Genomic DNA, 25590 nt, shown 5'->3' on the forward strand with positions numbered 1-25590 from the left:
CCTCAGCCCCTCAACTCAACCTTCGGCGGTGCGTGCTGCCCGCTGCACGGCATCTTCCGCCGCCCGAAACAGCGCGCGCGCCTTGTGCCGCGTCTCGGCGCATTCCAGCGCGGGCACGCTGTCCGACACCACGCCACAGCCGGCCTGCACATGCATCATGCCATCCTTCACCACGGCCATGCGCAGCCCGATGCAGGTGTCCATGTCTCCGCCCGCGCCAAAATAACCGATGCATCCGGCATAGGTGGCGCGACGGGTGCGCTCCACCTCGTCGATGATCTCCATCGCGCGGATCTTGGGCGCTCCCGTCAATGTGCCGGCGGGAAAGGCTGCCACCAAGGCGTCCAGTGCCTCCAATTCGGGCTTGAGCACGCCTTCCACATTGGAGGAAATGTGCATCACGTGACTGAACCGCTCGATGACGAAACGCTCCGTTACCTTCACCGAACCCGTCACGCACACGCGCCCGACATCGTTGCGGCCAAGGTCGATGAGCATCAGATGCTCGGCCCGCTCTTTCTCGTCGGCCAGAAGTTCCTCTTCCAGCCGCCGGTCTTCTTCCGCATCCGCACCCCGAGGGCGCGTTCCGGCCAGCGGGCGCACCGTCATCATCCCTTCACGCAAACGCACGAGAATCTCGGGCGACGATCCTACGAGCGAAAATCCACCGAAGTTCAGATGAAACAGGAAGGGCGCCGGATTGATCCGGCGCAGGGAACGGTAAAGCGCAAGGGATGAAAGCCCGAATGGCGTGGAGAAACGCTGGCTCGGCACCACTTGAAAAGCATCGCCCGCCGCGATGTAGTCCTGAATGCGGCGCACCACATCCTCGAACTCCGCTTCGGTGTAGGTGGAGCGTGGCGCGGCCAGCGCGCCGACATGCGGCTCCGGAGCGACATGCAGAGGAGCCGCGAGACAGGCCCGCGCCCGCGCGATCAGCGCCTGCGCCGCATCGAACGCTGCATTCGCCGTCTGATCCGCACGGGGACGAAGTGGGGTGGCAAGGATCAGCTCATCCGTCACCGTATCGAAGATGGCGAACAGGCCGGGACGCATGAGAATGGATTCCGGCAGCCCCAGATCGTCCGTCGGCGCGTTTGGCAGACGCTCCATCTGCCGCACCATGTCATAGCCCAGATAACCGAACACACCTGCGGTCATGGGTGGGAGACCATCGGGAAGTGCCAGGCGGCTTGCTCGGATCAGGCTGCGCAGACTCTCCAGCGGCGTCTCCGTCACCGGTTCGAACGCATCCTCCTGCGTGGCGGCATGGCGGTTGATCGAAGCCTTGCCGTCATGACAGCGCCACACGAGATCGGGACACAGCGCAATGACGGAATAACGTCCCCGGCTCGCGCCGCCTTCCACCGATTCCAGCAAAAGCGTGTCGCGTCCGTCCCGGCCTTCCATCGCCGCCAGCCGCATATAGGCCGCAACCGGTGTCAGCAGATCGGCCGCCTCCACAGCGAAGACAACCGCCCCTTCACCTCGTTCCCAGAGTGCCGCGCACTCCTCACGCGATGGAGAATCGAGCGTATCGAGCCGCATCATGAATCGTCTCCATAGCCAGCGTCCTGCATGGCGGCCTTCACACCACCGGGCAGAATCTTCACCTTGAAGCGCTTGCCCAGCCCATGGATGTAGGCAGACGTCACATCGGACGCCATGGACTCCGACAGACCGTCACGCACCCGGGCCATGCCCAGACTGTCCGACTTCGGGTCCGGATGTTCGATGGCAGTCACGGTGAGCACCACGAACCCCTTGTCATCCTCGCCCATCACGCTCCGCCCGACCGGCATGTGCATCACCACCGCGCCCAGATCGCGCGGCAGCGCGTCGAGCGGACGCGCCCGCGAAACCATCAGACCTTTCTGCAGAGGAGCGCCCTCAGGCACGACAGCCGCCAGCCCACCTTTGTTTTGCGCGGCGACATAGAACTGTGTCGCGTGCTGGTTCGCCGCCTGATGGCGCATCTCGTTCTGCCACGCTGCCAGCACTTTCCCATGCGCCGTCTCGAACGACATCGGCTGCGCAGGCGCGATCTCGTCCACCGACACGGCATACCAGCCGAGGGACACAGGCGGCTGGCCCTTCGGACCTGGCCCTTTCGCTTCCATCAACTGAGGTGGCGCGCCCTTGTCCTGCGCGAACACGCGCTTGACGATGGCGTCGCGCAGTTCACCCATGGCTGGCAACGGGGCGGGCTCGCCCTCCTTTGTCATCCCTTGTGCGTCGAGGAAGCCGGCCGCGGCAGCAGCACCAAGGTCGGTGGGAATGGAGTCCAGTCCCCCGCCCGCCAGCGCGTCCTGCAGTTTTGGCACATTGGCGCTGACCATGGACGGTCCACGCACCTGTGTGATTTCGTCACGCAGGGTCGGTTGCGCCGCCTCGAAGCTGATTTCACGCGGCGGCGTCACCTTCGTCACCCGGAAGACGGCCACACCCATTTCCGTCTTCACAGGGCCGGACACGACATCGGGCGCGGCGTCGAACACGGCCTTGCGCAACGCATCGGACGGGAAAGAACTGGGACGGGCGTCATCGAACGCCACGGCTGCCGCATCCTTGGCCGCAGCCTGCACCTGCTTCCAGTTCGCGCCGCCCTTCCACAATGTGGCAATGGCATTGGCCGCCATGTCATCGGACGCGGTCACAACTTCCACACTCCGCAGTTCCGGCTGATGAAAACGCTCGCGCTGGCTGTCATAGAGCCGGTGCAGTTCCTCATCGCTCGCGGGCACCATCTTCGCCACCGTATCGGGCGAAAGCACCACGATGCGGGCATGACGGTATTCCGGGCTTTGGAACAGCCATGGATGGTTGGCGTAATAGCGCTGCAGCGTAGCGTCATCAGGTGTACCCGGATCGGTCTGTTCGGCAAACGGCACACGCAGCAGATCGATCACGCGAGTCTCGGTCTCATGCGCATAGGTCCGACGCACCAGAAAATCCGGCGTGTGTACACCCATGGCGAGCGGCTCGAGAATGGCGCGCCCGGCGATGTCGTCATGCACCAGCCCAAGAAAGCGCTTCTCGGTCATACCGTTGGCCGACAGGATAGCGTTGAGCTTCTGGCGGTCGAAATTGCCGTCCTTGCCCTTGAAGTAGGACATGGAAAACACCTCATCGCGCACGGCCTCATCCGACACGTCGATACCGTAGGTCTTGGCGGCCTCCAGCACTTCGGCCTGCCCGATCAGCCGCTGAAGCACCTCGCGGCCCATCTGCTGACGCAGGATAGCGGGAATATGGGCCACATCCGGCGCACCCATCTGCTGCGCCATGGCCGGCATCTCGCGCTGGAGAGCGGCCGCGAAGTCGCGCGTGCTGACCTTTTGCGTGCCTACCGTCGCCACAGTCGCAGGGTCATCGGCCATGTTGGTGATGACGTCGCCCACGCCCCACCCCACGAATGCGAGGAAGATGACGAAAGCAAGGATGCGTCCCACCCAGGAATCGACGACGAAATGACGCAGGAAGGAGATCATGCAGGCACGGGTCCGCGAGCAGAAAAAAGGACAGCCGGAGCACGCGCGCAGGGCCATGTTCCGGGCGCGGCACCATATTCCCGATGCACCCGCTTGACCAGAAGGCGCGCGTTGCGGTGCTTGCGCCCGCTCGCCTGCATGGAGTAGCGGTGTTTCCGACATTCGGGGACCGCGCCCTGACCGGCCCCGGTCATGAGGCCGCATCACGAGGAGAGAGACGGACGCCATGAGCAAGCCCATCATCGTCGGCAACTGGAAGATGAACGGCCTGACCGCCGATTCCGCAGACCGCGTGAAGCAGCTTCTCGCGGGCCTGACCACCAGCCCCGCGCCCGGCGTGGAAGTGGTGGTCTGCCCGCCCTTCACGCAGCTTGCGCTGCTGGCTCCTGCTCTCAAAGGCACACCCATCGCTCTCGGCGCGCAGGATTGCCACAAGGACGACAAGGGCGCACACACGGGCGATATCTCGGCTGCCATGCTGGCCGATGTTGGAGCCACGCACGTCATCCTCGGTCATTCCGAGCGTCGCCGCGACTACAATGAAGTGGACGAGACGGTGCGCGAGAAGGTGCTTGCCGCAACGCAAGCCGGCCTCACGCCCATCGTGTGCATTGGCGAGACGGAAGACCAGCGCCAGAGTGGCGAGACCGAAGACACGCTGGGCTGGCAGATCAAGGGCTCCCTGCCCGATGGCTTCACGGGTGTTGTGGCCTATGAGCCGGTCTGGGCCATCGGCACCGGCCTTGCCGCAACCGCTGAGGACATCCGCACCACTGTGGCCTTCATTCGCGCTGAACTGGAGCGCCAGTTCGGGGATGCTGGCAAATCGCTGCGCATCCTGTATGGTGGCTCCGTGGATGCGAACAACGCTGCCTCCATTCTCGATATCGAGAATGTGGGTGGCGCTCTGGTCGGTGGCGCGAGCCTCAAGCCGGATGCGTTCCTCTCCATCATTCACGCCGTTCCCGCCGCCTGAGCCCTTCCGGGTTCGGATGTGGGTCTGATCGACCTTTGACCGGATAGTCCATGACCACCGTCCTGCTGATCCTCCATCTTCTCGTGACCATGGCCCTGATCGGAGTCGTGCTGATCCAGCGCAGCGAAGGCGGTGGCCTCGGAATCGGCTCGTCGCAGGGCATGGGCGCGTTCATGTCCGGGCGTGGCACGGCCAATCTCCTCACCCGCACCACGGCCGTGCTGGCGACCGCGTTCATGCTGCTGTCTCTGGCGCTGGCCATGCTCAACAAGGGTGCTGTGAGCGGCGCCAACCACGACATTCTGGCGGCACCTCCTCCGGCTGCGACGGCACCGGCGCCCACGGCACCACCTGCCGCTCCCGCGCCAACATCGCAGCCCTGAACACTCCTCCAACCCCGGCCCCCGCGCCGGGGTTTTTCATAGCGCTCCTGACTCAGCAGGTGAAAATTCCTCTTGCGGGATTTTGGCCTTCCCTCTTCCCTTACCCTCGGTGTAGGTAGCCCTTCCATGACGCGGTTCGTTTTCATCACCGGTGGCGTGGTGTCCTCACTTGGCAAGGGAATCGCATCCGCGGCTCTTGCTGCCCTCCTTCAAGCACGTGGATACAAGGTCAGGCTGCGCAAGCTCGACCCGTATCTCAACGTCGATCCGGGCACGATGAGCCCGTATCAGCACGGTGAAGTGTTCGTCACCGATGACGGTGCCGAGACCGATCTCGACCTCGGCCATTACGAGCGTTTCACCGGCGTCAACGCCACGCGCGCGGATAACACCACCACAGGGCGCGTCTATTCCGAGGTTCTCGCCCGCGAACGTCGTGGCGACTATCTGGGCGGAACCGTGCAGGTCATTCCGCACATCACGGATGCCATCAAGGAACGTGTGGTAGCCGACACCGAGGGGCTGGATTTCTGCCTCGTGGAGATCGGCGGCACGGTGGGCGATATCGAAAGCCTGCCTTTCCTCGAATCCATCCGCCAGCTCCGCAACGATCTCGGCTTCGAGAACACCATGGTGGTGCATCTCACGCTGCTGCCGTGGATTCCCTCTGCGGGAGAGCTGAAAACCAAGCCGACGCAGCATTCCGTCAAGGAACTCCAGAACGTCGGCCTCCAGCCGCAGATCCTGCTATGTCGTTGCGACCGTCCGATCCCGGAAAACGAGCGACGCAAGATCGCCAATTTCTGCAACGTGCGCCCGCAGGCGGTCATTGCCGCGCGTGACGTGGACACGATCTATGAATGTCCGCTGTCCTATCATGCCGAGGGCATGGACACGGAAGTGCTACACTATTTCGGCCTTCCCCACGACAAGGAGCCGGATCTCTCCGCGTGGAAAGCCATCGTGCGCGGCATCCGGGAGCCCGACAGCGAAGTACGCATCGCCGTGGTCGGCAAATACACGGCCATGCTCGACAGCTACAAATCGCTGATCGAGGCGTTGTTGCACGGCGGCATCGCCAATCATGTGCGCGTGAAGCTGGAATGGGTGGAGGCCGAAGCCTTCGAGAAGAATCCTGCCTCTCTGGAGCGCCTCAAAAACGTGGACGGTATTCTCGTACCCGGCGGCTTCGGTGAGCGCGGTTCGGGCGGCAAGATCGAAGCCGTGCGCTATGCCCGCGAAAACGGCATTCCGTTCCTTGGCATCTGTTTCGGCATGCAAATGGCCGTCATCGAATGCGCCCGCAATCTGGCCGGTCTTCCTGACGCCTCCTCCACCGAATTCGGTCCCACCAGCGAGCCGCTGGTCGGCCTGATGACGGAATGGGCGCGCGGCAGCGAGATGCTGCGTCGCCGTGAAGGCGGCGAACTGGGCGGCACCATGCGTCTGGGCGGTTACCCCGCCAAGCTGGCGGAAGGCTCTCGTGCCGCCGAGATTTACGGCACCACGACCATCCGCGAGCGGCATCGCCACCGCTATGAGGTGAACGTGCATTACCGTGAAAAGATCGAGGCAGCGGGCCTGAAGTTCTCCGGCATGTCGCCCGACGGCATCCTGCCCGAGGTCGTGGAATATCCCGACCATCCATGGTTCGTGGCCGTGCAGTATCATCCCGAGCTGATCTCGCGCCCCTTCGCGCCGCATCCGCTGTTCGCCGGCTTCATCGGCGCCGCAGTAAAAAGAGCAGCCGAACATGGCGAATGAACCGCCCCGCACGGTCCTGCTGGGCGATCTGGAGATCGGCAACACTCTGCCTCTCGTCCTGATTGCCGGTCCGTGCCAGATCGAGTCCGCCGCTCACGCGATGGACACGGCCTCGGCTCTGGCCGAAATCTGCGGAGAGGCCGGGATCGGGCTGATCTACAAAAGCTCCTATGACAAGGCGAACCGCAGCAGCATCGGCTCGCAGCGCGGCATCGGCATGGATAAGGGTCTTCAGATCCTCTCCGACATCCGCGAGCAGCTTTGTGTTCCCGTATTAACGGACGTCCATGCCCCGGACCAGTGCGCCGCTGCCGCACAAGCTGTGGATGTGCTCCAGATTCCGGCGTTCCTGTGCCGCCAGACCGACCTTCTTTTGGCGGCGGGAAAAACAGGAGCCGTCATCAATGTGAAAAAGGGGCAGTTCCTCGCCCCATGGGACATGCAGCACGTTGCGGCCAAGATTGCCTCCACCGGCAATGACCGCATCTTGCTGTGCGAGCGTGGCACCAGCTTTGGCTACAATACGCTCGTCAACGACATGCGTGCCCTGCCGATCATGGGCAGCACCGGCTATCCGGTGGTTTATGACGCCACCCATTCCGTGCAGCAGCCGGGCGGACACGGCACGTCATCGGGCGGACAGCGCGAGTTCGCGCCCATTCTCGCCCGTGCGGCGGTGTCCATTGGCGTGGCGGCCGTCTTCATCGAGACGCATGAGGAACCGGATCGCGCGCCCAGCGACGGGCCGAACATGATTCCCCTGCGCGAAATGCCCGCGCTCATCCGCAACCTGCAACGCTTCGACGCGCTGGCAAAGACAGTCTAACCCCTTCTTCACGAAAAGAAGGGGGAAGCAACCTTCGGGAAAAGCTCCCGTTTCCCTCATGTTCTTCCCAAACGGAAAGCATGAGCCACATGACCGAACCGCTGCCCTCCCTGATGGTGCCGACCGCAAGCTGGTTGCGCAGCACGACTCATCGTCGCTGGCTCGATCATCAGGGGTTGAGACTGCTGGACTTCGCCAAGCCCTCGCGCATGAAACTCGGTTTCGGACCGCTTGACGATGACGGAGACCTGTCGGAAGGCGCGCAGCCTGACGCCATGCTGACGGCTCGTCACACCCATGTTTACGCCATTGCTTCCATGCGTGGGCTGCCGGGATGTCTTCCTCTGGCTGAACATGGCGTAACGGCTCTGCGGGAGGGCTTTCATGATGCGCAGTATGGCGGCTGGTTTGAAACAGAACCCTCTTCTTCGGACATGAGCCCACGCAAACAGAACTATCTCCACACATTCGTCGTGCTGGCGGCCTCGTCTGCAAAAATTGCCAATGTCCGGGGCGCTACAGACCTGCTGACAGATGCCATTGCCATATGGGAGGGCCGTTTCTGGAGCGAGGACGAGGGTGTTTTTCGTGAAAGCTTTGCTCCCAACTGGACCGATGAAGAAAATTATCGTGGCGCGAACTCCAACATGCACGCGGTTGAAACCTGCATGGCAGTCGCGGATGCGCTCGACGCGCCCGAATGGCGCAATCGGGCACTTCGCATCACGGAACGCTTCATTCATCAACTTGCCCGCACGAACGCCTATGCTGTCCGCGAGCATTTCGACCGTGAGTGGGCCTATCTGCCCGACTTCAACCGAAACCGCCCCACGGATGAATTGCGTCCCTGCGGCCTGACACCAGGACATTTCGTGGAATGGGCGCATCTCCTGCTCAAGCTCGAAGCCGCTCTTCTGCGCACCGAAGGCCATGCTCCCAACTGGCTGCTCGAAGATTCCATCGGCCTGTTCGAAGCTGGCATCCATGCCGGATGGTCACGCAATGGAACCGGTGGTCTGCTCTACACCGTGGACGACACACTCACGCCCATTGTGGAGAACAAACCGCACTGGTGTCAGGCTGAAGCCCTTACCGCGGCCGCAGCCCTGCTCAAACGCACCGGCCACACACGTTACGAGACATGGTATCGCCGGATTTGGGATTTCATCGATTTGCACATGATTGACCGTCGCCGGGGCGGATGGATACAGGAACTGGACGCGGCCAACCACTCTTCCGCGCGCGTCTATGCTGGCAAAGCCGATCTTTACCACGCGTGGCAGGCGACGCTGACGCCGCTGCTGCCGCTTTCACCGGCATTTTCTTCCGCTGTGAGCGATCTTCACGGGTAAGTCCGCCTGTCCCATTGCGGAAGACACCGGTTTGAGGTGTCATCGCGCGGATAAAAGCTCATCCCTGTCTGGACAGAATGGGCATCACCACACAGTTGGATCCGTCATGACGATCGAGAAAGATATCGCCCGTTTCGAGAACATCGGCGATAATTGCGAGTTCGGGTTCGTAAAGCGCGCTCTCGGCAACGAAGACGGCGGCCTGCTTCGCTGGACTGTCTCCCCACCCCGCACTCTCATCGCCGCCATGACCGACCGTTTTCAGTCGCTGTACCGTTTCGAAAACCTGACGCCCTCATGGGATGACATGCTGACCGATAGCGCCTATGGCTTCAGCTTCCACACCTCCATGAAGTCGCGCGAGAAAGTATGGGTGAACGACCTTCCCGAACGGCAGGAACTCTACCGCGAGGAACTCGGAAAAATCCGTTATCTGGTGGACAAACTGCTGCGCAGAGCCGCCGATCCCGCCAATGTTTTCGTCTATAAACACAACGCCGGGCTGACACCGCAGACAGAACGCGACATTCTCCACGCGCTGCGTCAGCTCGGCCCGGCGCACCTTCTGGTCATTCGCACAACGGACGACCCTTCCCACATCGGCACGGTTGAGCCTGCGGAGGGATATCTTGTCGGCTATCTCGACACACTCGCCGATTACGCAAAGTCCGACCAGTTCTCCAAAGCGTGGTATGCGGTGGTGGAAAACACAATCCGGCAGATCTCTCCCCAGACATGAAAACGCCCTGTGGCGCAGAGAGCGACACAGGGCGTCAGGTCAGACCGGGCCTGTCCTCCGATGCGCTTCCGCGCATCGGAGTTTTGAAACGTCAGGCCTTTGCAGCGGTCTCTTCAGCGATTTCCTCATCGAGCATCTTGTCGGTCGCGATCGGCGCCATACCACCCAGCGGCGGTCCCTTGAAACGCTTCTTCTCGACAAGGAACCAACCCGCCAACAGCACCACGACAATCCCCACCACGTAGCTGATGAGAATATCGTTGGGCGGCTGCACACCAATCCACACCAGTCCCAGCGAACCCAGAACGGTGATGACCGCAAACGGCGTAGACAGCGCACCCAGACGGAACGGTCCCGTCATCACGTCGCGCTTGCGCTCCGCCAGAATCCCCGCACCGATCGGCATGGCGTAGGAGACATAGAGGAAAATGGCGCAACCCGCCGCCAGTGCCGCAAAAGCGGAGGAATAGAGCGTCACGGCGCAGGACAGGAACGCCACCAGCCAGATGGCCGGAACCGGCGTGCGGTAGGTGGGGCTGACATAACGCCACAGCTTGGAGCCGGGCAGTCCGCCGTCACGTCCGAAAGCGAACACCATACGCGAGGTGGAAGTCATGCCCGCCAGTGCGCACAAGTAGTTGGCCACGACGATCATCACATACATGCAACTGCGCAGCCAGCTCGGCACAGGGAGTTCACCCAGCAGGTTGAAAAACACATCTCCACCCTGAGCGGCAGCGGCCTTCGGATCCGGCATGGCCAGCACGAAGGAACACACCATGATGAAGCCGAAAATACCGGAGATCAGCACGGCGTTGATCATGCCGCGCGGCACGACATTGCGGGCATCGATGGTCTCTTCCGCCACGTGCGCGGAGGCATCGAAACCAGTGATGGTATAGGCTGGCAGAATGAGGGACAGGCAAAAAGCATAGATCAGACTGTCGGAATGCGGGAACACATCGCCACCGGGCGCGCCCGTGTTGTTCACGATGGTGACCAGCCGCTCCCAATGAAATCCGGGGGCGCAATACAGCATCATGATCGTCAGCAGAATGGCGGCAAACAGGATCAGGTAACCGGAAAAGTCCGTCAGAACCTTGGTGATCTTGATGCCCACATGATTGAACAGCGCCTGTGAGGCCGCGATGATCGCCACACCGATCAACTGATGGCCATAGCCCCAGCCGGACACGTCCATCCCGAAGATCTTGCCCAGAATGAGCTGCACGAACAGCGTGTAGGCACCCACGTTCACCGAGGCGAGCACGAAGACCAAGCCCAGCAGGTTCACCCACGCCGTAGCCCAGCCCCAGCCGCGACCGCCAAGAATGGACGACCAGTGATACAGACCACCCGCCGTGGGATAGGCGGAAGCGATCTGTCCCATGGAACAGGCCACGATGGCCGCGAAGATCGTTCCCACGATCCAACCGACCGCCACGCCGAAGCCGCCCAGAGACGAAAAGCCAAGCTGGAACGAGGTGATGCCACCCGCCAGAATGCAGATGATGGAGAAGGAAATGGCAAAGTTCGAGAAGCCCTTCATGCTTCGCGAAAGTTCCTGGGCATAACCCATGGAGGCGAGGACGCCGGCGTCCTCGTCGTTATGGTTTTTGGTCTCCATCGAGAGATCCTCTACTGTTCATGTCCCGGCTGCATGCGCCGTCGTCGGGGCATGATGACCCTGATGGGCGTCATTATCATGACGAAACCGCAACGTTGCAATCAGCTTTTTGCAGCCCACTCCACAGCCTGCCGTGTGAGATGATCGAATCGCCCCTGCCAGCAGGCTTCTCTCCCCACCGGACGGGGTGAAATCACGCTCCACCCGGCGTCCCCAGTGTCGGCCTGCATGAGCCCTTCGCTCTCCCGCCAGAATCGGCCGAGCCCCGCCGCCGTGACGTCCACCTGCGCCGGCACATGCACCGGCACGTTCAGACAATTCGCAAGAAACTGGGTGAACCACGCATTGTTCGCCAGTCCGCCGTCCACCGACACCCGTGACGCCGCCTGCCCCGTGGCACTGGCAAAAGCTTGGACAAGCTGAACCGAACGAAGCGCGATCCCCTCCAAAACGGCCCGCGCCATATCCTGCGGTCGCGTATCCAGCCCCAGTCCCGCCCAACTGCCGCGCGCTTCCCGCTCCCACCACGGACACCCAAGCCCCTGCAAGGCCGGCAGGAAAAACACCCCCTTCTCCGCAGCCGAGGACGCAGCCAGCAAAGCAGGATCGGCACAGGAGAACGCGGGACCAAGCCCCTCCACCCAGTTGACCGCCGCCCCCGCCGTCAGCACCCCGCCTTCCAGTGCGTAAATCGCCGGTTGTCCGGCAAACTGCCACGCCACCGTGGGAAGGATTCCAGCGCCCGCCTCCAGACACGCCTCCGCGCCCGCCAATGCCAGCGCGAATGCCCCCGTGCCGAAAGTGATCTTTACATCGCCGGGCTTTTGCAATCCGTGGCCATACAGCGCCGCCTGCTGATCCACGACGCTGACCCGCACCGGCACGCCGGAGGCACGAAGCCGTCCGAAATCCCCCACCGTGGGCCGAATGGTGGGCAGGCAATCCACGGGAACGCCGAAGAGACGACACAATGTCTCATCCCACTGCCCCGTGTGCAGATTCATCAGCGACGTCCGCGAGGCGGTCGTAATGTCGGTAGCGAACACACCGCACAGCCGGTCGAGAAAGAAAGCGTCGCTCGTTCCCAGACGCAGCCGTCCCTGCGCGTGCAGATCGCGGGCCTGCGGAAGATGATCGAAATACCAGCGCAGGCGGGACGCGGAAAAATAACAGTCCAAGGGCAGACCGGAGCGCACCATGACCTCCGGCTCCAGCCCCTCGTCTTTCATTCGCGTCACCACGTCGCGCGTGCGCGTGTCCTGCCACACGATGGCCGGCCCGATAGGCGCGCCTGTCCGCGCGTCCCACGCCACCACCGTCTCTCCCTGATTGGCCAGCGTCACGGCGTCCACAGGTCCGGCGTCAGCGATGAGTTCCTCGATGTGACGAAGGATCTCCTCCGCGTCATGTTCCACCCAGCCGGGCGCAGGCAATATCTGGCGATGCGTACGCCGCCCCACCAGTTCCATGCGGCCGTCGGCACCGATGCGATACGCCTTGGTGCCGGTCGTGCCCTGATCGATGGCGAGACAGGTTTTCATCAGACCACCTCCACCCGAAGAGCGGCCACACCCTCCAGCAGAGAAGCGGGCAGAGGCAGTTCCACCCTGCGCTCCGGCAAGGCATTCACGCGCCGCTCCACCAGTACGCGCCCACGCTCATCGACCAGACGCAGCATCCCCTTTCGCACCTGCGTCACACGAGCATGCAGCGTCACATGCCCTTTTGGCGCCGGATACAGACGCTGGGGCCACACACTCGCCACTCCCTCTCCACGCTCGACCGGCACCGCCTGACGCACATCCGGCAGACGGCCCAAGAGCGCGCGCAGCATCATCCGGGCGGCACGCTGCCCTTCCCGTGCCGCCATGCCGGAATGTTCTACCGCGCGCAGCACGTTTCCCGCCGCAAACACCTGCGGGTCCAGCGTGCGGAAGGTCGAATCCACCAAGGGCCCATGCGTTCCACTGTCCAGCGCAATACCCGAGAGACGCGCCAGAATCGCGTCCGGCACGAACCGGCCGGTAAACACCACGCCATCGCAGGGCAGCACACGGCGCACACCCGCATGTTCGATCTCCACGCCCTCGACCTTCTCGCCGCCGAGGATGGACACCAGCTGCGTTTCCAGATGAACAGGCGTGCCATAGACCAGCCGCGCCAGAACGTCCGCCGGTCGCTGGGCGGTGATGCGGGCGTTTTCCTCGATCATCGCCACAGGTCGCACGCCACCATGACGCGCCGTCATCAAAGCGGAAAACGCCACCAGTTCGGTGCCAACGATCACAGGACGCTCGAACGGACGCAGTCCCTTCATCACCATTTCCTGAAACGCGCCCGTCGTGGTCACGCCCCACGGCCGCGTGCCCGATACGAGACGCGGTCCACGCGGTGTCTCACGGGTACCGGTCGCAAGCAGGATCGTCCGCGCCCGCCATGTCTCCAGCCCGCGCTCTGTGGCGACATGCACCACGCCCCCCGGCTCAATGGTCGTTACGGTGGTGTCGATCAGAACCGGCACATCCGCCACGGAGGCCGCCAGAGCGCGTGCGTAGCGCGGACCGCGCCACACGCGCCCGAAATCCATCATCCCGAAGCCGGTATGTCCGCAATACCGCGGCAGGCCACCCACCTCGCGCGTGCGCTCCAGCACCGCAATGTTGCGCACACCTGCTTTGCGCAACACGCGCGCGGCATTCACCCCCGCCGGACCGGCGCCGACGATCAGCACATCATGCATCATGGCGGCCCTCCCCGATCGGACTCACAAGCCCCGGCAGATGCGTCCGCGCCAGTTCTATGACGCGCCGTGTGCAGTAAAATCCCTGACAGCGCCCCATCATACACCGCGTCCGACGCCGCAAGCCCCCAAGTGTGCCTGCGGGCAGCACCGCATCCGTCAGCGCCGCCTCGATTTCGCGCTCCGTCACCCGTTCGCAATGGCAGGCAATCGGCCCGCGTCCCTCCTGCATCCACGGACGCGGCAGATCCTCCACCAGATTGGGCATATGCGGCACCACAACATCCGTAAGCGGCGCGGGATCGGCGAAATGCGCGCGGTACAGCCCCACCACATGCTCGGCAATGCCCAGCGCTCCCGTCAGACCCGTGGAGCGGATGCCTCCCACCGTGATCCATCCCTGCCCATCCAGCGCTTCGATCTGATAATCGCTGAACTGTGTGGCGGGCCGCAGACCGGCATAGGTGGTCGTTACATCGTGCTCGCTCAGAGCAGGGATGATGCGAAACGCCGCTTCACGCAGCTTTGTCAGATGGTCATGATCGACCGTGGGAAACTCCCGTGCGTCCTGCGGTTCGGCGGTCGGCCCCACCAGCACATTGCCAAAGACGGTGCGCGTCACCACCACACCTTTGGTGAGAGCCGTCGGCACCGGCAGAATGATGGTACGGAACAACTCGTAAGCGGTCTTGTCGAAGACCACGAACTGCCCCTTGCGTGGCGTGATCGTGAACGGAGAGGGCCGTGCGATCGCTTCGACCAGATCCCCGTAATTACCAGCGCAGTTGATAACAACACGAGCGGAAACGGCCGGCTCTCCCGCCACATCCAGCCGCCACACATCCCCCTGCCGCGTGCCGCCTTCCACATGGGCCTTGCGCATCAACTCCCCACCGTTGGCGATTGCCTGACGGGCATAGGCCATGGGTGCCGTCCAGGGGTCGATGAGATCCTCCCCCTCCACCAACACCGCACCGCGCACGTCATCCGAAAGCGCCGGTTCACGCTGCCGCGCCTGCTGTGCGTCCAGCACCCGGACCGGCACACCGTTGCGGGACGCCTTGTCCATGATGGCCGGAAAGCGCGCGAGATCTTCGTCCGTCCACGCCACGACCATGGCGCCCGTCTTCAGGACGGACAGGTTCATGCTCTCGCAGATCTCGCGATACAGGGCATAACCTCGCTGCACGCAGGCCGCCTCCAATGTGTCGGGGGTCGCGTCAAAACCCGTGTGCAAAATGGCGCTGTTGGCTTTGCTGGCACCTTCCAGCAAGTCTCCGCCCTTCTCCAGCAACACCGTCCGCGCGCCCGCGAGCACGCAGGCCCGAAAGACAGCGCAGCCCACCACGCCTGCGCCGATGATCGCAACATCGTAAATCCGGCCTTCGGCCGTTGTCCCCGTCATGCACCTATCCTGATAAAGCCGGACTGCCCGCCACCCGCGCAGACATCCTCATCACACCCGATCATGTTGCTATATCAGAACAAGATCAAGCATCCGCCCCTCTCATGAGAAAAACGAGATGCCACGTGTCACACACGGCCAATCGACGTTATTTCATGTTACGGATCATGTATCAGGGAGGATGAGGATGACACCGACATCAGGCCGGCGCGCATTTTTGGGAGGCACCCTTGGCGCACTCCTGTGCACCCACGCACGAGCGGCCGTCCCAGCTCCACCGGATGTCACCACGCATCCGCCCCGCCAATGGGACAACCACGCGCCCACCGGCTACCTGCCGGATCCGGACGTCATCGCGCTTGATCCCTCCTTCAAGAATCTTCTTTTCTCCGGCGCCAGCCTCGAACGGGTGCTGACCGGCGGCGGCTGGCTGGAAGGACCGACCTGGTTGAGCGAGGCCCGTCTTCTGCTGCTCAGCGACACGATCCACAGCGAACAGTATCGCTTCATTCCCCCCGAACGCATGGGTGAAGAGGGCAGTCTGTCGCTCTATCGCGCCGAAAGCTACCACAGCAACGGCAACACACTGGACACACAAGACCGCATCATCACCTGCGAGCACGACATGCGCCGTGTCATCCGATGGGAACACGATGGAAGCTGTCACGTCGTCGCAGACGCTTTCGAAGGAAAACCACTCAACTCCCCCAACGATGTGATCGTGCATCCGCAAGACGGCAGCATCTGGTTTACCGATCCGGCCTATGGCGACACGCTGATCGAAGGACACCCCGATGCACCGGGGGGACGCGCCAACCGGGACGGTAAGCTGCGCTGGCAGATCGGCTCCGAACTGCCCGTTCAATTCGCCGGTCACACGCGACAGGACGATCATGTCTTTCGTGTCGATGGAGACAGCGGAAAAATCGAAGCGGTTCTGACGCAGGATCAGGTGCTAAGCCCGAACGGCCTGTGCTTTTCCCCTGATCTGAAAACCTTTTATGTGATTTCGACCATGCCCGACCCCGGCCAGACCGGCACAAAAGGCTCACCCATGATCCACGCTTTCGACATGGTGGACGGACGCCCGCGCAACGGACGCATCTTCACTGACATGAAATTCGAAAACCACCAGATGATGCCAGACGGAATGCGGGCGGATGTCTTCGGCAACCTCTGGTGCGGAGCATCCGGTCCATTCGGACTGGCAGGCGTGTTCTGCTTCAATCCGGCAGGCGAGTTGATCGGACATATCCGCCTGCCCTATGGCTGCTCGAACCTGACATTCGGCGGAGTGAAGCGCAACGAACTCTATATGTGCTGCGGCCATGAATTGTATCGGCTGCTTCTGGAAACACAGGGCGCGGGATTATCCTGACGCCCTACTCACAAAGTGAAACATCATGCAGGGATCACGGTTTTCTACAAAATTATAAAACCGTATCGAACACGCGCTCTCGATGTGCGATACCATACCGGCCTCCCCCATATCTGCGACTTATTCTTTCCACTCTCTCTGTCATTGCGCGCCCTGCATAAGGCTCTCCAATCGCCCATGCAGGGCACCCAACCTTTCCATTGAAACGTTTTCATTCTCCTCTGATTCTATAACGTCTTTTTCCAGAACAGCACAGTTCATCGCGCGTATGCGGGCCACCTCCGTCGGCGGTTCCGTGTGTTCCATCCACCAGATAGTAGCCGCTCCGGCCAGTTGCCGAAGCTGGAACAAAACATCTGCGCAAAGCGCAAGCTGCTCCGAACGGCGCAAGCCTTCCATTCTGCCCTGCTGGCATAGGATTTCCGCGCGTGTGGAAAACACTCCCGCCTCTCTCCGCGCCCGCTCGATCTGGGGCCATCCCACTTTCCGAACATCGCTTGCCAACACGGCATAATGCAGATTGGCCCGACAAGCCTCCATTACCCGCACCGCAAGCGGCGCGGCAGACCGCGCCGGCCACAGCAGCAGGCAGGCGCCAAGCCCGACAAAGCTGCCCATGATGTTGTTGAGCGCACGCGCCAGCCCCACATCCCATCCATGCGCCGGGCTGACGAGATCGGTCACCAGCACGAAAAGCTGGGTCATGAACATTACGCACAACGTGTAGTTCACACTGCGCAGAGCGATCGTCAGGGCCGCCAGCGGAAAAACAAGCGCAAGAATGGCCCAGATCGGCAACAGCACACCCATCAGCGCCGCCAGAACACCACCGGCAATGCTGCCCGCCACACGTTCGATGGTGCGAAGAAGCGTCGTGTCACGCGAGGGCTGCGTCACCACCACAACCGCCATCATGGCCCAGTAGGCGTATGGCAACGCCAGCCACAGCGCGAGCAGATAGGCCACCATGACTCCAAGCGAAAGCCGCGCGGCGTGTCGAAGAAAAACCGGATGCGTCCATGACTTTACAACAGGAGGAGTGCCAGCAGAAGAACCACGGACCGGCGAGACATCCGCCTTGCGCCATGCTGTTTGCAGGTCCGTCAGCGCGTCCGCGCACAGATGAGCTCCACGAGTGAACAGATCCGTATCCCGCTCCCCAGCCGTGCGAAGAAATCTGATGGATTGATCAAGGCTTTCCGCACGCGGTTCGACACGTTGCAATTCGCGCGCGACCCGTTGCAGGGTCGCGACCACCAGACGGATCGTGCGGGACGCCACGGGCGAAGATGCGCAGGTGAAAGCGGCATGCTCGAACGCCATCGCCGCCACGAAAATGCGATCGCTTGCCTCCACGGCGGGCAGGAGGGTAGCCCACGTGCGGCTGGTCGTGGGAGCGGGGCCAATCCCCAGCGCCTCCACCCGCCCGCGCGTCTGTTCGATACGCAGACGGATGTCGCGTCGCCACGCACTGATCGTGGTCGGCGTCCCGATTTCCTCATCGCCTATGTGCAAAAGCCGTTCCAGCATCCGCGCCTGTTCACGGAAGATGGCCGCACAGGCCTGTCGTTGCGGGGCATAGGGATCGACCGGCCACGCTAGCACGCACACCACGGTCGCCCACACAGTCCCCAGAACGAACAGACCGGAAAGATCCAGAGCACCCATGGGTGTTTGCGGATAACACACCGCCACCACGCCCACGATGGCGGCAAGAACGCTGATCTGTGTGGCCACAGCCCCCCGCACACGCGCAAGCCCGCACAAAAAGCTGATCGCTCCCAACCCCACGAGCGAGGGCCATAGCCCCCACCCGGCCAGCATGGCCACAAGACCCGTGATGACGGTACCCGCCGCACCGAAGGTCAGCATCGCCCGCAATCGTGCCGCCAGCAATCCGCCCGGATCGACCAGACAGGTCCAGAACGCGGCAAATGCGGACCAGGCCATCAGAGGCGCGTGCAACCACATGGCCACAACCATCACCACTCCGACCGCCACACCAGCACGTAACCCCTCCCGCACCGCAATCTGCTCGGGGGCCAGCGGAATGGCGCGCGCGCCCAGCCAGTGTGTGAGGGTGGACGGCATCACGCTGCTTCTGAAAGACAGAAGCAGACGCACAACATGACGGAAGGGGACAGGTGCAGCGGGATTCATAAGACTTGCCACCATAGCCCACTGCTGTGCCCCGCTTCAGGGGGCGAAACACTTTGTCTTCACGCTGTTGTGAAAGTGCCGCACTTCTCGGGTCAGAGGACGCGTTTTGGTATCGTCGCAAAGCGGGCACAGAAAGGAAGCAGCCCCATCAAAGCTCCCAAACCCCAAAATGCCGTCCGCAACCCGACGAACTGGGCCACGAACCCGATCACTGCGGGTCCGAGCAGAATACCAGCATACCCCACCAGCGTGAGAGCGGTAACGGCGGCCCCGATTGGCATCACGGTTTGGAGGCCGGCCTGACGGTAGAGCAGCGGCACGATATTGGACGCGCCAAGGCCGATCAGACCGAAGCCCGCCAGTGTCACTGCAGGGACCGGCACGGTAAGGAGCACGACAAAACCTGCCACAGACAGCAGGCCACCCCCTGCAAGCACCGCCACATCCCCGATGCGTGCCGTCAGCGCGTCTCCACCTAGACGCCCCACCGTCATGGCGACAGCGAAAAGCATGTAAGCCAGACCGCCGCGCGCCACCGGAACGAGTCCGGAACTCGTAATCAGCAACGCTCCCCAGTCGAGCACTGCACCTTCCACGAGAAAAAGAAGACCCGCGAGACCCGCGAGCAGAAGAACAATCCCGCGCGGCCATGCGAACGCGGCTCCCACCTCTCCCGCTGCGGTCCGCAGCAGGCGAGGGGCGGTCACCCCCATCGCGACCAGGATGACACCCGCGCAAAGGAGCGTGTCCGCGAAAGGATGAGGCCACAGCGACAGCAGAAAGGTCATCAATCCGGCCCCGATGCAGCCTCCCAGACTGAACTGGGCATGAAATCCCGACATCAAGGGTCGGCTCAACCCACGCTCGACCTCCACCCCATGAATGTTCATGGCCACATCCATGCTGCCCAACGCCCCGCCAAACAGAAGCAGAGATGCCCCCAGCGTCAGCGGTGTCGAGGCAACGGCCAGAAGCGGAAGAATGAGCATCAGAGACAGACCGCCCGCCACAATGACGGGCCGCGCGCCATGCCGGGCACACAACCACCCTGCCAGCAGCATGGCCAGAACCGACCCCAGTCCCAGACACAGCAGCAACAGCCCCATTGCGCCGGTATCCACACCCAGTCGCGCCCGGGCAAACGGCACGAGAGGCGCCCAACAGGCAAAGGCAAAACCACTTGTGAAAAAGGACAGTCGTGTCGCCAGAGAGGCGGAAGTCAGCACGCTGGGAACAGTTTCTGTCGGTGACATGGTTTTACCGGCGACCCGCAGCATACCACAGCGCCGCCACGACAAAGCCGACATAATAACCAACATCCGCGCCGCCCAGCCACCGCGCGACCGGCCCGGTGTAGAGTGAACTCGTGGAGAACAGCACAACCGTCAGCACGGACGTCACCACGAAGATCGTGGCCCCGCGCGTCCACCCGACAGGCGGGCGCAGTACATGGCCTTCATCCGCACGCACCGCCGAATGGCCACCCGTCAGATACCAGTCGGCCAGCACGATCCCACACCACGGCGCGATCCAGTACATCGTCACGAGAAGATAGTCCGTGTACAGCGTGGCATACCGCCCCGCCCCGACGACCGCGAGGACATAGCCCAACGTGGCCGTGAGAATCGCCGCCGCCACGCGCGGAACATGAATGCCCGCTGAAATCAGGCTGTAGCTCGCCGTGTTGTCGTTAAAGGAGTTACCGGTGATGGAGGACAGCGCAATCGCTGCCAGCGCCAGCGGCCCGAGCGCGCCCATCGCGTGCTGAAGACTGGCGATCACCGCCATGGGGGACGGCTCGGCAATGCTCGACGCCGTAAGCAATCCAAGAATCTGAAACGGCACGGCGGACAGCAACAATCCGGCCAGTGCCAAAAGCACCACCGCTTTCGGGTCCGAGCGCGCTGGAAGATAGCGCGTGTAGTCCGAGGAATAGGTGGCCCAGGACAAATTGAAGCTTACAAGAATCCCCACTGCGAGCAGAAAGGTGGACACGCCCACTGGATGAGCGGTGTGGATGACGCTTCCTCCACGCAAGGCAAACGTCACACCGATCAGCGCGAAAACCACCAGCAGTAGAGCGCCAAGATATTTCTGGAGCGCCTGCACGACATGGTGCCCATAAATCGACGCCACCATCTGAATGGAAACAAGGACTCCAAGCGCCAACCAGAAGGGAAGCGGCGCTCCCATGAGCGCCAGAAACGCCACCAGAGCGGCGGCGGCCGGCACGTTGTTCACCGCGTCCCAACCCACGCAATAGATCCAGTTGAGAAAGGCCGGTGGCCGCACGCCCAGCGTGCCCAGCGCCATGCGAGACGCCTCCATCTGCGTCAGCCCTGTGAACGGCCCGATGGCCGCCGCCAGCGCGACAGGCAGCGCGCCCACCAGATTGCCGATCAGGATCGCCAGAACACCGGTACGGAAATCAAGACCGAGACTGACGAGCAGCGCACCCGTCACCCAGCCGCCCGGACCGAGATTGGGCGCGAAATGGCTCCAGAACACCCGGTCCATCTTCATCGTCTTGCGCGCGGCCGGGACCGGCTCGCACACGGAGGCCGCCGAGAGATCCTCCATCAGGCCATGACGGCCAGTCGTCACGGAGTGACTTCCGGCATCGTCCCGGCCTGACCGGCTGACTGGCGCAGATAATACAACTCCGCCAACGCGGGCGGCAACAGATCCATGAAACGCGATCCCGCCACGATCCAACGGGGAAAGACGATGCGACGCTCGTTGCGCGCAAGCCCGGTCACGATCCGGTCCACAGCCTTTTCCGTGCGCGTCAGCCCCGGCATGTGAAACGTGTTGCCCGCCACCATGGGCGTGTCGATGAAGCTGCACACCACGGACGACAGCAGCACGCCTTCCTGTTTCAGGTTACCGCCGGTTGCCACCATGAAGCGGTCCACAGCCGCCTTGGTCGCGCAATAAGAAGGCGTGCCGGGAAAGGACACCACACCCGCCACGGAGGCAATGGCCGCGATTCGTCCCCGCACACCCTCTGCATCCGGAGCCTGTGCCCGCATGACATCAATGGCCGGAAGGACGGTGTTGAGCACTCCGTCGAGATTCACCGCCACCATCCGCCGGACCTGAAAGGCGGATTCCGTCGCCGCCACCTCCGAACCGCGCCGATGGGTGCCACCCGTAATGCCCGCGCAGGCTATCACCAGATCGAGCGGCCCCGCCCCACGCACGGCGGCCTCCATAGGGGCCGCCTCGCTCACATCCAGAACATGCGTGACGGCCTTTGCCCCGGCCTCGACCGCGAGTACTGCGGTGTCCGCCAGACCGGCGGCATTGCAATCTATGAGAGTGAGAGTCACGCCGGGACGGGCGTGGCGAAGGGCAAGAGCCCGACCGAGGCCGGAGGCGGCGCCGGTGATAAGGAGAGTATTGGCTTTCATGGTCGCCCTATCAAAGCCTGCCTGCTAGAACGTCGCAACCGATGAACCGTCCAACCTTGGACAAAACAGCACATCCAGCAGACCCGGCACGGAGACCGACCGCACCGCCATGACCCGCACAGCCGCGACCACTCCCCCGTCCATCGCACGCCGCGGCGTGTGTTTCATCATCTCCGCGCCCTCGGGGGCCGGAAAATCCACCATTGCCAACGCCCTTCGCGCCGCCGAACCACGGCTGAAGCATTCCGTCTCCATCACCACGCGCTCTCCCCGTCCGGGCGAGACCGAAGGCGTGCATTACCATTTCCGCACCATGGAGCAGTTCCGCGAGATGGCCGAGCGCGGCGAATTGCTTGAGTGGGCCACGGTGTTCGGACGCGGCTACGGCACGCCCCGCGCCCCTGTGGAAGAAGCGCTCGCCTCCGGTCATGACATGGTGTTCGACATCGACTGGCAGGGGCACCGCCAGTTCCGCGAAGCTCTGCCCACAGATGTGGTGAGCCTGTTCGTGCTGCCCCCGTCCCTGCCCGAACTGGAGCGCCGCCTGACCAGCCGCGCCTCCGACGCCCCCGAAGAGATCGCGCGCCGCATGGACGCCGCCCGCGCCGAGATTTCCCACTGGCATGAATTCGACCATGTGATCGTTAACTCGGATCTCGACCGCGCCATTCAGGAAGCGCGCGCCGTGCTCACCGCAGCGCGCCTGCGTACCGTGCGTCAGACCGGTCTTGCCGATTTCGTAACCGGTTTCGATGCCTAATCGGGGAATGGATTTCTCGACTCTCACGGTCCTGTGCGTCGGTGACGTCATGCTGGACCGATTCCTCTATGGCGAAATGGAGCGCATTTCGCCCGAAGCCCCCGTTCCGGTGCTGCTCCTGCGTGACCGGCGGGAAATGCCCGGTGGGGCAGGAAACGTCGCGAGCAACATCCTCTCCCTCGGCGCTCGCGCCATCCTGATCGGTCTTGTGGGAGAAGACGACGCGGCCCTCACCCTGCGCGAAACACTGCGTCAGCGCGTCGGCGTGACCGACATGCTGGTGACGAGCCGCCGCCGCCCAACCATTTGCAAGACGCGCTACATCGCCTCCCATCAGCAGGTGGTCCGCGCCGACGAAGAGAGCCGCCTCAAGCTCCAACCAGAGGAAGCGGAGCTTCTCTGCCGTGCCATCGACGCACGACTGGATGAAGCAGATGTCGTCATCCTTTCGGACTACGGCAAAGGTGTGTGTGACGCCATGGTCGTCCATCATCTGATCGGAGAAGCGCGCCTGCGGGGTATTCCCATTTTTGTTGATCCCAAGACGCCGCATTTCCGGCACTACCGGGGAGCAACCTGCATCACCCCCAATGCCCGCGAACTGGCCACTGCGGCCGCCCTGCCCGTCGGCACCGATGCGGAGGTCGAGGGCGCGGCCCGTAAGGTGATGAAAGAAGCCGAAGCGGACGTGATCCTCGCCACCCGTTCGGAAAAAGGCATGATGCTCATTCCCGCCAGTGGAGAGGCCGTCGCCATCCCCGCGCGCGCGCGGGAGGTGTTCGATGTATCCGGCGCGGGCGACACGGTGATCGCCACCATGGCCCTTGGCGTGGCGTCAGGCATGCCATGGCCGGAAGCCATGCGTGTCGCCAACGCCGCTGCGGGCGTTGTCGTGGCCAAGCTGGGCACGGCGACCGCCGATATTCGCGAGGTGATGCGGGAACTGGCCGCCGACGACGCGCCCGCAGTCTCGCCCCATCTGCTCACCCGCGATGCCGCACGCCAACAGGTCGAAGCCTGGAAATCACAGGGGCTTAAGGTTGGTTTCACCAATGGTTGCTTCGATATCCTTCATCCCGGCCATGTGAGTCTGCTAGCCGCAGCACGCGCGGAATGCGACCGGCTGATCGTGGCGCTGAACGACGACGACAGTATCCGACGTCTCAAGGGCCCGACACGCCCCGTGAACACGCTGACATCACGCGCCACCGTCATGGCAGCCATCCGGCATGTCGATGCGCTGGTATCCTTTGCCGAAGATACACCACTGGAAACGATCCGCGCGCTCACGCCCGATGTTCTGATAAAGGGCGCGGATTATGCGCCGGAAGACGTGGTGGGAGCGGCCGACGTGATTGCCACAGGCGGACGTCTGTTTCTGGCCGATCTTCAAGACGGCCATTCAACGACGGCAATGATCGGGCGCATTCGCACGGACTAAGTTCCGCCACCTGCTTTCAGGGCAGCACGTCTTCTGGCTCGTCGCGTTCCAACCCTCATGTTTAGAGAACGAATTGCGTGCACAGTCGAGAAAGCCATATCTCACACATCATTACCCAAAACGATTATTTCGCATTTTGACGATCCAAAATGATTATCTTCAGGCTCTCGACACATCATCTTAACCAACACGCATCTATTTTCGGAACATCACTCACCGATTACGAAGAGCTGTTTATGAAATACATTTATATCAACAGGGATTGTGACACGGGCCGCCGTGAAGAGTTCCTTCGCAATAACGCTCATATTCCTCACCTTCAACGCTTTAGTGCCATTGACGGCAAAACATTGAATATGGACGAATTAAAGACGCAGGGTATTCTGGAAGGCACGCCCGATTATACTCCTGGTGCCGTTGGAAGCGCCCTGTCTCATCTTCTCCTGTGGAATGCCGTGGCCGAACACGCGACAAGCACCACGATTTTCGAAGATGATGCCATTACATGTCATAATTTCGTCGCTGAATCCGACCGTGTTCTTCAGTCTTTGGCGCCGGATTGGGACATCATATTGTGGGGGAATAATTACGATACCACACTTACTATTGACCTTATCCCCGGCATTTCTCCATGCGTGATCAGTTTCAATGAAACCAGTTTAAAAAAGAACGCGGAACATTTCACTGAAATGGATATGTCCAGTCGTCCGTTTCGGCTTTTCCAGACATTTGGAATCTGTGGCTATTCCATTTCACCGAAGGGGGCTCAGACACTCATAAACACCTGTATTCCAATTCGCGAATGCAGTTATTTTCAGTTTGGTCTCAACCGCGTGATCACCAATGGGGCGCTGGATCACATCATGTCTCACTATTACAAGGATATGATGGCCTATTCCAGCCTCCCTCCCCTCTGTATCAGCAAAAATGACAAGAGCGTATCAACCATTACAGAGCATCCCTGAGATCGCCATCACATATTGTCTTAGAGGCCATTTCAAAAGTCCATCAGGTCCGCCTGATGGACTCTTTGTGTCTGAATACGGCGAATTCGAAAGTCCGATACGAGAGCATCGGAATAAAAATCCGCCGTATTCAGACACAAAATTTTTCTTCGACCTTCTACTGCTGACTC

At 62.1% G+C, this 25590-nt stretch carries 20 protein-coding genes; 10 read left to right on the forward strand and 10 right to left on the reverse strand.

Features of this window, described 5'->3' with window-relative positions; genetic code table 11:
- Nucleotides 1-15: 15 nt before the first annotated feature.
- Nucleotides 16-1548 (reverse strand): anthranilate synthase component I, encoded by a 1533-nt coding sequence (gene trpE / locus KUA11_RS06520; protein ID WP_217409727.1) that lies wholly within the window; start codon nt 1546-1548, stop codon nt 16-18.
- Entirely contained in the window at nt 1548-3491 is a 1944-nt protein-coding gene (locus KUA11_RS06525; protein ID WP_217409563.1) for a peptidylprolyl isomerase, read from the reverse strand. Before KUA11_RS06525 ends, trpE begins: the two co-directional genes overlap by 1 nt.
- 226 nt (nt 3492-3717) lie before the next feature.
- Between KUA11_RS06525 and tpiA the strand changes: the two genes are divergently transcribed.
- From tpiA to KUA11_RS06555, 6 genes are all read left to right on the forward strand, one after another.
- Nucleotides 3718-4467 carry a triose-phosphate isomerase gene (gene tpiA, locus KUA11_RS06530; RefSeq protein WP_217409564.1) on the forward strand — a complete coding sequence of 250 codons (750 nt, stop codon included), beginning with the start codon at nt 3718-3720 and terminating at the stop codon, nt 4465-4467.
- Nucleotides 4468-4517: 50 nt separating this feature from the next.
- A complete protein-coding gene (gene secG, locus KUA11_RS06535; RefSeq protein ID WP_217409565.1) occupies nt 4518-4850 on the forward strand; it encodes a preprotein translocase subunit SecG in 333 nt (110 codons plus the stop codon).
- Nucleotides 4851-4976: 126 nt separating this feature from the next.
- On the forward strand, nt 4977-6614 hold the full coding sequence (locus tag KUA11_RS06540) for a CTP synthase (protein ID WP_217409566.1): 1638 nt from the start codon (nt 4977-4979) through the stop codon (nt 6612-6614).
- Nucleotides 6604-7440, forward strand: coding sequence for a 3-deoxy-8-phosphooctulonate synthase (kdsA, locus tag KUA11_RS06545; protein ID WP_217409567.1), 837 nt, complete (start codon nt 6604-6606; stop codon nt 7438-7440). The genes KUA11_RS06540 and kdsA overlap by 11 nt, the downstream gene beginning before the upstream one ends.
- A gap of 89 nt (nt 7441-7529) precedes the next feature.
- Nucleotides 7530-8792 carry an AGE family epimerase/isomerase gene (locus tag KUA11_RS06550; RefSeq protein WP_217409568.1) on the forward strand — a complete coding sequence of 421 codons (1263 nt, stop codon included), beginning with the start codon at nt 7530-7532 and terminating at the stop codon, nt 8790-8792.
- A 106-nt stretch (nt 8793-8898) separates the two neighbouring features.
- The gene (locus KUA11_RS06555; RefSeq protein WP_217409569.1) at nt 8899-9531 is read left to right on the forward strand and encodes a hypothetical protein; all 633 of its coding nucleotides are present in this window, start codon (nt 8899-8901) and stop codon (nt 9529-9531) included.
- A 91-nt stretch (nt 9532-9622) separates the two neighbouring features.
- Here KUA11_RS06555 and KUA11_RS06560 read toward each other — a convergent pair whose 3' ends face one another.
- The 4 genes from KUA11_RS06560 to KUA11_RS06575 form a co-directional block, all read right to left on the reverse strand.
- On the reverse strand, nt 9623-11158 hold the full coding sequence (locus tag KUA11_RS06560) for an amino acid permease (RefSeq protein WP_217409570.1): 1536 nt from the start codon (nt 11156-11158) through the stop codon (nt 9623-9625).
- A 101-nt stretch (nt 11159-11259) separates the two neighbouring features.
- Nucleotides 11260-12699: an FGGY family carbohydrate kinase gene (locus KUA11_RS06565; RefSeq protein ID WP_217409571.1), complete on the reverse strand. Its 1440-nt coding sequence runs from the start codon at nt 12697-12699 to the stop codon at nt 11260-11262.
- Complete coding sequence (locus KUA11_RS06570; RefSeq protein ID WP_254454735.1) at nt 12699-13901, reverse strand: NAD(P)/FAD-dependent oxidoreductase; 1203 nt, start codon at nt 13899-13901, stop codon at nt 12699-12701. Before KUA11_RS06570 ends, KUA11_RS06565 begins: the two co-directional genes overlap by 1 nt.
- The gene (locus KUA11_RS06575; RefSeq protein WP_217409572.1) at nt 13891-15303 is read right to left on the reverse strand and encodes an NAD(P)/FAD-dependent oxidoreductase; all 1413 of its coding nucleotides are present in this window, start codon (nt 15301-15303) and stop codon (nt 13891-13893) included. The genes KUA11_RS06570 and KUA11_RS06575 overlap by 11 nt, the downstream gene beginning before the upstream one ends.
- A 187-nt stretch (nt 15304-15490) precedes the next feature.
- On the opposite strand from KUA11_RS06575, the gene KUA11_RS06580 reads away from it, so the two are divergent.
- Nucleotides 15491-16681 carry an SMP-30/gluconolactonase/LRE family protein gene (locus KUA11_RS06580; protein WP_217409573.1) on the forward strand — a complete coding sequence of 397 codons (1191 nt, stop codon included), beginning with the start codon at nt 15491-15493 and terminating at the stop codon, nt 16679-16681.
- A 141-nt stretch (nt 16682-16822) separates the two neighbouring features.
- Here the strand turns inward: KUA11_RS06580 and KUA11_RS06585 are convergent, their stop codons facing one another.
- From KUA11_RS06585 to KUA11_RS06600, 4 genes are all read right to left on the reverse strand, one after another.
- Nucleotides 16823-18856, reverse strand: coding sequence for an FUSC family protein (locus tag KUA11_RS06585; RefSeq protein WP_254454736.1), 2034 nt, complete (start codon nt 18854-18856; stop codon nt 16823-16825).
- Nucleotides 18857-18933: 77 nt separating this feature from the next.
- Nucleotides 18934-20094: an MFS transporter gene (locus KUA11_RS06590; RefSeq protein ID WP_217409574.1), complete on the reverse strand. Its 1161-nt coding sequence runs from the start codon at nt 20092-20094 to the stop codon at nt 18934-18936.
- A 4-nt stretch (nt 20095-20098) separates the two neighbouring features.
- The gene (locus KUA11_RS06595; protein ID WP_217409730.1) at nt 20099-21421 is read right to left on the reverse strand and encodes a purine-cytosine permease family protein; all 1323 of its coding nucleotides are present in this window, start codon (nt 21419-21421) and stop codon (nt 20099-20101) included.
- Nucleotides 21422-21441: 20 nt separating this feature from the next.
- Nucleotides 21442-22254: an SDR family NAD(P)-dependent oxidoreductase gene (locus KUA11_RS06600; RefSeq protein WP_217409575.1), complete on the reverse strand. Its 813-nt coding sequence runs from the start codon at nt 22252-22254 to the stop codon at nt 21442-21444.
- 109 nt (nt 22255-22363) lie between these two features.
- On the opposite strand from KUA11_RS06600, the gene gmk reads away from it, so the two are divergent.
- The 3 genes from gmk to KUA11_RS06615 all read left to right on the forward strand — a co-directional run bounded on the left by gmk (nt 22364) and on the right by KUA11_RS06615 (nt 25420).
- Nucleotides 22364-23014, forward strand: a complete 651-nt coding sequence (gmk, locus tag KUA11_RS06605; RefSeq protein WP_217409576.1) for a guanylate kinase — start codon at nt 22364-22366, stop codon at nt 23012-23014.
- Nucleotides 23015-23021: 7 nt separating this feature from the next.
- Complete coding sequence (gene rfaE1 / locus KUA11_RS06610) at nt 23022-24455, forward strand: D-glycero-beta-D-manno-heptose-7-phosphate kinase (RefSeq protein WP_217409731.1); 1434 nt, start codon at nt 23022-23024, stop codon at nt 24453-24455.
- A gap of 149 nt (nt 24456-24604) precedes the next feature.
- A complete protein-coding gene (locus tag KUA11_RS06615) occupies nt 24605-25420 on the forward strand; it encodes a glycosyltransferase family 25 protein (protein ID WP_217409577.1) in 816 nt (271 codons plus the stop codon).
- Nucleotides 25421-25590 lie beyond the last annotated feature (170 nt).

The organism is Acetobacter estunensis (assembly GCF_019083805.1).
Lineage (GTDB): Bacteria > Pseudomonadota > Alphaproteobacteria > Acetobacterales > Acetobacteraceae > Acetobacter > Acetobacter estunensis_A.